The sequence below is a fragment of the Massilia mucilaginosa genome, assembly GCF_011682145.1.
GTDB classification, from domain to species: Bacteria; Pseudomonadota; Gammaproteobacteria; order Burkholderiales; family Burkholderiaceae_D; genus Telluria_A; species Telluria_A mucilaginosa.
The window spans coordinates 1-8,820 of record NZ_WHJH01000099.1 but is presented as its reverse complement, the minus strand read 5'-3'; the positions used below and the strand labels follow the sequence as shown (position 1 = coordinate 8,820).

The 8,820-nt window shown below is 60.9% G+C and carries 8 protein-coding genes and 2 tRNA genes; 6 read left to right on the top strand and 4 right to left on the bottom strand.

The features are described 5' to 3' along the window. Window positions 1-278 precede the first annotated feature (278 nt). Window positions 279-1,421, top strand: coding sequence for a serine hydrolase domain-containing protein (locus F2P45_RS33420; RefSeq protein ID WP_223164894.1), 1,143 nt, complete (start codon window positions 279-281; stop codon window positions 1,419-1,421). Window positions 1,422-1,516: 95 nt separating this feature from the next. On the opposite strand, the gene F2P45_RS33415 is transcribed toward F2P45_RS33420, so the two are convergent. The 4 genes from F2P45_RS33415 to F2P45_RS33400 form a co-directional block, all read right to left on the bottom strand. Beyond that, window positions 1,517-1,592: transfer RNA gene (locus F2P45_RS33415), tRNA-His, on the bottom strand. A 101-nt stretch (window positions 1,593-1,693) separates the two neighbouring features. Continuing rightward, complete coding sequence (gene murI, locus F2P45_RS33410; protein WP_370663345.1) at window positions 1,694-2,731, bottom strand: glutamate racemase; 1,038 nt, start codon at window positions 2,729-2,731, stop codon at window positions 1,694-1,696. A 12-nt stretch (window positions 2,732-2,743) separates the two neighbouring features. Next, window positions 2,744-4,285, bottom strand: a complete 1,542-nt coding sequence (locus F2P45_RS33405) for a fumarate hydratase (RefSeq protein WP_166882520.1) — start codon at window positions 4,283-4,285, stop codon at window positions 2,744-2,746. Window positions 4,286-4,301: 16 nt separating this feature from the next. Then, the gene (locus F2P45_RS33400) at window positions 4,302-4,916 is read right to left on the bottom strand and encodes a TIGR00645 family protein (protein ID WP_166882519.1); all 615 of its coding nucleotides are present in this window, start codon (window positions 4,914-4,916) and stop codon (window positions 4,302-4,304) included. 282 nt (window positions 4,917-5,198) lie between these two features. Between F2P45_RS33400 and acs the strand changes: the two genes are divergently transcribed. From acs to F2P45_RS35805, 5 genes are all read left to right on the top strand, one after another. After that, window positions 5,199-7,199 (top strand): acetate--CoA ligase, encoded by a 2,001-nt coding sequence (gene acs, locus F2P45_RS33395; RefSeq protein WP_166882518.1) that lies wholly within the window; start codon window positions 5,199-5,201, stop codon window positions 7,197-7,199. A gap of 113 nt (window positions 7,200-7,312) precedes the next feature. Further along, a tRNA-Ser gene (locus F2P45_RS33390) sits at window positions 7,313-7,403 on the top strand. Window positions 7,404-7,698: 295 nt separating this feature from the next. Then, window positions 7,699-8,004, top strand: coding sequence for an IS66 family insertion sequence element accessory protein TnpA (tnpA, locus tag F2P45_RS37490; protein WP_441295254.1), 306 nt, complete (start codon window positions 7,699-7,701; stop codon window positions 8,002-8,004). Beyond that, window positions 7,965-8,147, top strand: coding sequence for a hypothetical protein (locus F2P45_RS33385; protein WP_166882517.1), 183 nt, complete (start codon window positions 7,965-7,967; stop codon window positions 8,145-8,147). Before tnpA ends, F2P45_RS33385 begins: the two co-directional genes overlap by 40 nt. A gap of 64 nt (window positions 8,148-8,211) precedes the next feature. After that, window positions 8,212-8,388, top strand: coding sequence for a hypothetical protein (locus F2P45_RS35805; protein ID WP_223164893.1), 177 nt, complete (start codon window positions 8,212-8,214; stop codon window positions 8,386-8,388). Window positions 8,389-8,820: the final 432 nt, after the last annotated feature.

The window sequence follows — 8,820 nt, the reverse complement described above, 5'->3', positions numbered from 1 at the left end:
TGAACACGTCACGGCCGGTCTGCCGCGAACTGATCAATCCACCGCTACCCCACCAACCTCATGCCGCTTTACCCTGCCCCGTTCAATTGGGTAGGGCGCCTATTGCCCACAATAGGATAATTCGAACTGAGCGGCGTCGAGAGCGACAATTCGGAATTGCGGATGACGTTTATGAAACATCCAGGCTAAACACAATCTGGAAAAACCATACGAGCGATTTTTTTCTGTCACCGCTGAACCCATTGTGCGAGAATGCCCCTCCCCCCTGGATGGTGCGCATGATGACCAGACTCGCCGCAATCATAACTGGACTGACACTAGTGCTGGCAGCTTGCAAGCCCGCAGTCACAGCGCCCGCGCATGACATTCCTGCGGCAATGAGCCAGACCGCGACCACCCTGCTGCAGTCAAAACTTCTACACGCGACTTCGATTGCTGTAGTTTATCGCGGCAAGGAATTCATTCTGCATCAAGGCGAGCTGGAGACCGGCAAAGCCAATCGGCCGAATGATGCAACGCTTTATGAAATCGGCTCAGTCAGCAAGACTTTTGCTGGCCTGCTACTGGCGAACGCTGTGCTTGATGGAAAGGCGGCGCTTGACGATCCCATACAAAAGTACCTGGCGGCCGCCTACCCGAACCTGCAGTCGCAGGGGCAGCCAGTTCGCTTGCGCCATTTGATTACGCACACCAGCAATATGCCGGGCATGCTGCCATTGCAGGTGAACACCGTATTGAAGGATTTCGCTGCACACGCCACGCCGGCAAAGCTCAATGCAGCCTACGCCAACTACGGACAACAGCAATTCTGGCAGGAGTTGCACACAGTCGGCATCAAGGGTCCGCTTGGTAAGGACTACGCATATTCAAGCGCCGCTACCGAACTCATTGCGCACACGCTCGAAAAAATCTACGGCATGCCCTATGAAGTCCTGCTCACGCGATTCGTCGCGCGCGAAGCCGGCATGCAAGATACCAAGCTGAGAATCACCTCCACGGATAGCGTCCGGCTAGCGCCCGGCTACCACAGCGACAATCCCGTTGTAACAACACCGATGCCACAACTGCCTTGGGGGGCAGCCGGCAATCTGAAGTCGACTATGCCGGATATGGCGAAGTACCTGCGCCTGCAATTGGGTGCCAATCCTGCGGTCGTCGAATCGCACAAGCCGCTGGTACGCTTTCAGGACGACTTCAGCATTGGCTATTTCTGGAACATCGGCACCAATCGCCAGTTGGGCACGCATTATGTACACCATGGCGGCGTGCCACGTGCGCAAAGCTACGCCTACATCGTTCCTAAATATCAGCTTGGGGTCTTCATCATCACCAACCAGAGCGGCGACGCTACTGCCGGCGCCATGGAAAGCGCGCTGGCGCATATTTTCGACACAGTGGAATCCATGGAAAACGCAAAGTAGAACGGGCTGCGGATAGATGGCGCGAGAGTGTGAAGCGGACAACAAAAAGCCCAACGCGATGGCTGGGCTATGTGCTTGACTTGCAATGCAAACGATGGGGTGGCTGATGGGGCTCGAACCCACGACAACAGGAATCACAATCCTGGACTCTACCAACTGAGCTACAGCCACCATCGAATCTGCATTTTGTTCAGATGCTTCCTGAACAGAAAAAGATTATACAAACATCTGAGCGAACTGGCAAATCAAAATGCGTGCAATGCTAAATATTTTCAAATCAGCACTTCACGAACGGGCGGCGCGATGCCCAGCAGATTGGCAAACGCCCGCGACAGCGCGGGTGCCCCGGCGCTGGTAAAACCTTGCAGGGTGGCGGACGATGGCGCCAAGCCCGCAGTCCCGGACTCGCCCAGCGCCGGCATCATGGCACTGGCCGAGTTGCCATGCGCGTCCAAACTGGACGCTTCCACGCCGGACGCATCCCCGCCGGACGCTTCCACGCCGGACGTATCCACGCCGGACGTATCCACGCCGGACGTATCCACGCCGGACGTATCCACGCCCGGATTGAGCAATCCCGCAGTCGCCAGCAAGCGCGCCAGGTGTCGCGCCACCGCGTCGCCCGTATCGATCAGCACGATCTCGCGCGACGTTGCCTGTGCAATCACCTCGCCCAGCATCGCCAGCACGAACGGGTAGTGCGTGCAGCCGAGCACCAGCGTATCGGCCCCCTGGTCGAGCAGCGGCGTCGCATAGCGCTCCAGCAGCGCGCGGATGGCGGGCGAATCCAGTTCGCCCAGCTCGATCCGGTCGACCAGCCCCGGGCAACCCTGCAGCAAGAACTGCGTATGGCTGGCCGCGCTGATCTGGTCGCGCAGCAGCAGGAACTTGGCGCCGGCGACGGTCACGCTGGTCGCCAGTACGCCCACCTTGCCGTTGCGCGAGGCCGCCGCGGCCGGCTTGAGGCCCGGCTCCACCCCGACGATGGGCATGTCGGGATAGTGCGCGCGCAATACCTTGATGGCGGCCACCGTCGCCGTATTGCACGCTACCACGAGCGCCTTGGCGCCGTTGGCGATCAGGAAACCCGCCACCGCCAGCGAGCGCTCCACCAGCACGCTTTCGGGCTTGTCGCCATACGGCGCAAAACCGGAGTCGGCGAAGTACAGCAAATGCTCATGCGGCAGCTGCGCGCGGATATGGCGCAGGACCGACAAGCCACCCACGCCGGAATCGAACACGCCGATCGGCGCGGTAGCCGACGCGATAGCCGGCGCGGTGGCCACCATGGGGACGCTCGCGTTGCTCACTCGTTCGCCGCCTCAGGCCACGGCCACCGGAATCTTGCCGACGCTCGACAAGGATTCGATTTTCGCTGCCCATTCCTTTGGACCGGTGTTGTGCACCGAAGTTCCGTTGGAATCGACGGCCACCGTGACCGGCATGTCGATCACGTCGAACTCGTAGATCGCTTCCATGCCCATGTCGTGGAACCCGAGCACGGTGGCGCTCTTGATCGCTTTCGAGACCAGGTAAGCCGCGCCGCCGACCGCCATCAGGTAGGCCGACTTATGCTTCTGGATCGATTCGATCGCCGCCGGACCGCGCTCGGCCTTGCCGATCATGGCGATCAGGCCGGTTTTTTCCAGCATCATGTCGGTGAACTTGTCCATGCGGGTGGCGGTCGTCGGACCGGCCGGGCCGACCGCTTCGTCGCGCACCGGATCGACCGGGCCGACGTAGTAAATCACGCGGTTCTTGAAGTCGACCGGCAACTCCTCGCCCTTGGCCAGCATGTCCTGGATGCGCTTGTGCGCGGCGTCGCGCCCGGTCAGCATCTTGCCGTTCAGGAGCAAGGTCTGGCCCGGGGTCCACGAAGCGACTTCTTCGCGGGTCAGGGTATTGAGGTCGACCCGGCGCGATTTCTCGGTGTCCGGGGTCCAGTGCACGTCAGGCCAGGTCGACAGCGCAGGCGGCTCGATGTAGCTCGCGCCCGAACCATCGAGCACGAAGTGCGCGTGGCGGGTGGCGGCGCAGTTCGGGATCATGGCGACCGGCTTGGAAGCGGCATGGGTCGGGTGCATCATGATCTTGACGTCCAGCACGGTCGTCAGGCCGCCCAGGCCCTGGGCGCCGATGCCGAGCGCGTTGATCTTGTCGCACAGCTCGATGCGCAGTTCTTCGGTCTTGTTCTGCGGGCCGCGCAGTTTCAGTTCGTACATGTCGATGTCGTCCATCAGCACTTCCTTGGCCATCAGCATGGCTTTTTCGGCAGTGCCGCCGATGCCGATCCCGAGCATGCCCGGCGGACACCAGCCCGCGCCCATGGTCGGCACGGTTTTCATGACCCAGTCGACCAGCGAGTCGGACGGATTGAGCATGACGAACTTGGACTTGTTCTCGGAGCCGCCGCCCTTGGCCGCGACCTTGACGTCGACGGTGTTGCCCTCGACCAGTTCCATGTGGACCACGGCCGGCGTGTTGTCCTTGGTGTTCTTGCGTTCGAATTGCGGGTCGGCCACGATCGAGGCGCGCAGCTTGTTGTCGTCGAAGTTATACGCGCGGCGCACGCCTTCGTTGACGGCGTCGGTCACGGTGCCCGAAAAACCTTCGAAGCGCACGCCCATGCCGATCTTGAGGAACACGTTGACGATGCCGGTATCCTGGCAGATCGGGCGCTTGCCCTCGGCGCACATGCGCGAATTGGTCAGGATCTGGGCGATCGCATCCTTGGCGGCGTCGCTCTTTTCCGACTCGTAGGCGCGCGCCAGGTGGGCGATGTAGTCGGCCGGGTGGTAGTAGCTGATGTACTGGAGGGCGGCGGCGACCGATTCGATCAGGTCTTCCTGCTTGATGATAGTCATGGCTATTCTCGTTGGCTTAGTGGGGAGTCTTGGACGCGTTCTGGGTGCCGATCATGATGCGGTCGGTGTAGGCGATCGCCAGCGCCGAGAGCAGGAACACGATGTGGATCACGGTCTGGGCGATCAGCACCTTGTCCGCGTAGGCATTGGCGTTGATAAAGGTCTTGAGCAGGTGGATCGACGAAATGCCGATGATCGCCATCGCCAGCTTGGTCTTGAGCACCGAGGCGTTGACGTGCGAGAGCCACTCCGGCTGGTCCGGATGGCCTTCCAGGTGCATGCGCGAGACAAAGGTTTCGTAGCCGCCGACGATGACCATGATCAGCAGGTTGGAAATCATGACCACGTCGATCAGGCCCAGCACCACCAGCATGATGGTCGCTTCGTTGAGCTTGGTGGCCGGCTTCATGCCTTCCACGGTCACGGCGGACAGGATATGTTGCAGTGACGCTTCGTTGCCGAGGACGGCGCCGATCAGGTCTTTCAGTTCAACCCAGAAATGGAAGACATAGACGCACTGCGCCAGGATCAGCCCCAGATACAGCGGCAACTGCAGCCAGCGGCTCATGAAAATCAGGTTGTTCAAGGGGGTCAGCTTGGGACGGTCGGTAGGCAAAATCGGTTCAGACATGAATGCTTGGCTCCAGAGTAAGGCAAAAATTTTCGCTGCGTCATTTTACCAGCGCTTGGGCTTGCTGCAGATACCCCGCCCGGTCTGTCAACGTATTGATCTGGCGCAAACCACAGCTGCGCCGGGATTGATCTTGTCGTTAATGCAAGTGACCATACCGCTTAGGTGGGCTATCCATGCTTTAATGTCTTGTTGACCTTCTTCGCTGTCTGGCAACGTAAGGGCGCAGTAAGCGAGCGGGACTAAGGTTTTAGCAAACAACACCACTAATGGAGACTCAGCATGGCAGCAACAGATTCCCCCCAGCAGGAAAATCAGGGCTTGCAAGAAAGCCGCGTGTTTGCGCCGCCGGCCGCCTTTGTGGCCAACGCCGCCATTTCCGGCATGGATGCCTACAACGCGCTGTGCGCCGAAGCGGCCAGCGATTACGAAGGCTTCTGGGCGCGCCTGGCGCGCGAGAATCTCGACTGGCACAAGCCGTTCACCTCGACCCTGGACGAGAGTAATGCGCCGTTCTACAAATGGTTCGCTGACGGCCAGCTGAACGTCTCGTACAACTGCCTCGACCGCAATCTCAAGAACGGCAACGCCGGCAAAACCGCGATTATCTTCGAAGCCGACGACGGCAGCGTCACGCGCGCCACCTACCAGGACCTGTACGAGCGCGTCTGCAAGTTCGCCAACGGCCTCAAGGCGCGCGGCATCAAGAAGGGCGACCGCGTCATTATCTACATGTCGATGTCGATCGAAGGCGTGGCCGCCATGCAGGCCTGCGCGCGCATCGGCGCCACCCACTCGGTGGTGTTCGGCGGCTTTTCGGCCAAATCGCTGCAGGAACGCATCATCGACGCCGGCGCGGTGGCGGTGATCACGGCCGACGAACAACTGCGCGGCGGCAAGCACCTGCCATTGAAAAGCATCGTCGACGAAGCGCTGGCGCTGGGCGGCTGCGACAGCATCAGGAACGTGATCGTCTACCAGCGCACCGGCGGCAACATCGCCTTCACCGAAGGGCGCGACCTGTGGCTGCACGAGCTGGTGGCCGGCCAGGCGGCCGAGTGCGAGCCGGAATGGGTGGGCGCCGAGCATCCGCTGTTCATCCTGTACACCTCCGGCTCGACCGGCACCCCGAAAGGCGTGCAGCATGCCAGCGGCGGCTACCTGCTGTGGGCCGCGCTGACCATGAAGTGGAGCTTCGACATCAAGCCGCAGGATGTGTTCTGGTGCACCGCCGATATCGGCTGGGTTACCGGCCACAGCTACATCGCCTACGGCCCGCTGGCGGTGGGCGCGACCCAGGTCGTGTTCGAAGGCATTCCGACCTACCCGAACGCCGGGCGCTTCTGGGGCAACATCGCCAAGCACAAGGTCAGCATCTTCTACACGGCGCCGACCGCGATCCGTTCGCTGATCAAGGCGGCCGATGTCGACCCGGCCGTGCATCCGTCCAAATACGATTTGAGCAGCCTGCGCCTGCTCGGTTCGGTCGGCGAACCGATCAATCCGGAAGCGTGGATGTGGTACTACAAGAACGTGGGCGGCGAGCGCTGCCCGGTGGTCGATACTTTCTGGCAGACCGAAACGGGTGGTCACATGATCACGCCGCTGCCGGGCGCCACGCCCATGGTGCCGGGTTCGTGCACCTTGCCGCTGCCTGGCATCATGACCGCGATTGTCGACGAGGCCGGCGCGGACGTGCCGAACGGGCAGGGCGGCATCCTGGTGGTCAAGCGGCCGTGGCCATCGATGATCCGCACCATCTGGGGCAATCCGGAACGCTTCAAGACCAGCTACTTCCCGGATGAGCTGGGCGGCAAGATGTACCTGGCCGGCGACGGGGCGATCCGCAACAAGGAGACCGGCTACTTCACGATCACCGGGCGCATCGACGACGTGCTCAACGTCTCTGGCCACCGCATGGGCACCATGGAAATCGAATCGGCGCTGGTGGCCAATCCGATGGTGGCCGAGGCGGCCGTGGTGGGCAAGCCGGACGATACGACCGGCGAATCGATCTGCGCGTTCGTGGTGCTCAAGCAGGCGCGCCCGACCGGGGAAGAGGCCAAGAAGCTGGCGCTGGAGCTGCGCAACTGGGTCGCCAAGGAAATCGGCCCGATCGCCAAGCCGAAGGAAATCCGCTTCGGCGACAACCTGCCCAAGACGCGTTCGGGCAAGATCATGCGGCGCTTGCTGCGCGTGCTGGCCAAGGGCGAGACGATTACGCAGGACGTCTCGACCCTGGAAAATCCGGCCATCCTGGAGCAGTTGAAGGAAGCGTCCTGAGGTAGCTTGGGTGCGCCGTGTGCAGGTGGAAATGCGTGTGGCGCAAATTTCTTCAATACTTTGCAGAATCTTTGCTATAATCTGCGGCTTCGCGAAGGCGGAGATGTAAAGCAGGAGAGATGGATGAGTGGTTGAAGTCGCACGCCTGGAAAGCGTGTATAGGTTCATAGCCTATCCGGGGTTCGAATCCCCGTCTCTCCGCCAAAAACAGTAAAAGAGCCCCTATGACGGGGCTTTTTTACGTCGGTTACCCACACAACTATTTTTGCAATTTCTTCACTACGGTTGCCTCTGGCGCTTCCCATGATCGACGTACGGCCCTGAAATGTCGTTCCATCTCTTAGATCTCCTCGCGCGCCTGCTTCTTGCTGCCATCAAAGAAAGCGACCGGAATTAGGGCGTCGCCCAAGCCATTTACAGCAAAGTAAGCATCCAGCCCACCCATCTTTCTTCCGCTCCATAAATTGCCCACACTGCGATCTTCAACTTGGAGATAGAGATGGCAAATTTGGAACGCGAGTCATTGTGGGAGGAACGGGTTGCGCAATGGCGCAAGAGCGGCCAGTCCCAACGCGCCTTTGCAGACAGCCAGGGCTACCCGCAACGGCAGCTTAATTATTGGGCGCGCCGCCTGGCGGTGCCTGCCGTGCCGCCGGCGCTGCTGCCAGTGTCGATTGCAGCGGCCATCAATGCGGCACCGGCATTGAGCCTGCGTAGTCCCAGCTCGCGCTTCTCACGCCCGGCTGCGCTAGCCCGCCATCGGTCGTGCAAGAGGTCAAGATCCCCGTCTACCGCTTGTGCGTAACGGCGGCGCCGGCTCGGCCCGCCTTCGCCACGCGCGCGCCCGATGCCAGCGATGGCGAGAAGGTGCTGGCCCTGGCGCGCGACCACCTGGTGTATTTCAAGTACGAAGGCGAGCTCGAAGCTGTGATTGCGGGGTGCCTGTGAGCGACGCAGCCGGGCCCGCTGATCCTGGAGATGCACTAGATCGACGGACCGGACAGGTCGCCCAATGCAGATGGTCAGCGCCGACCTGCTGGCGCACTACCGGCGCCGAGTAGCCGGCCGGGTAAGGTTGATCTGGAACTGGTCGGCGCAGTTAAACGTTTGCGATAGGGCAATATTTGAATTATTGAAATGGATATTCTTGGTTTCCCTGCTGGCAATTGCCGCCGGCATTCTCTCGTAGAGGACAGGAAACCATGATCATGCCGCATGCACGCCTGTTTCCATCGTTTACTCATCTCGCACGTTCCGCGTTGATATTGCTGCCCTTAGTTCACGGCGGTGTCCGCGCAGAGAGTGGCCTGCCAGAGGGAACGCTTGGCTGGTGGTATTACAGCGGAATAAACAGTGAGGCTCGCTATGCATCCGACCCGATTATTGCCTGTAAAACGCTGCGTGGAACCACGCGCGACAGCCGCTGGCCGCAATGCGGTCATACCCAGGGCGCCGCGACATGTTTGAGTGCGCCTATCGGTGGTACGCGTCAGGAGGCCGCGGCGTCTGGCTTGCGGATGCCATCCTGCACTGTAAACCGGGTTATCGAGCGTATTCGCAGGGCGTTTGTCGTAAGGTAAGGCCGGAGCGTCCTGTACCCTTGAAATGCGGAGAGACAGCG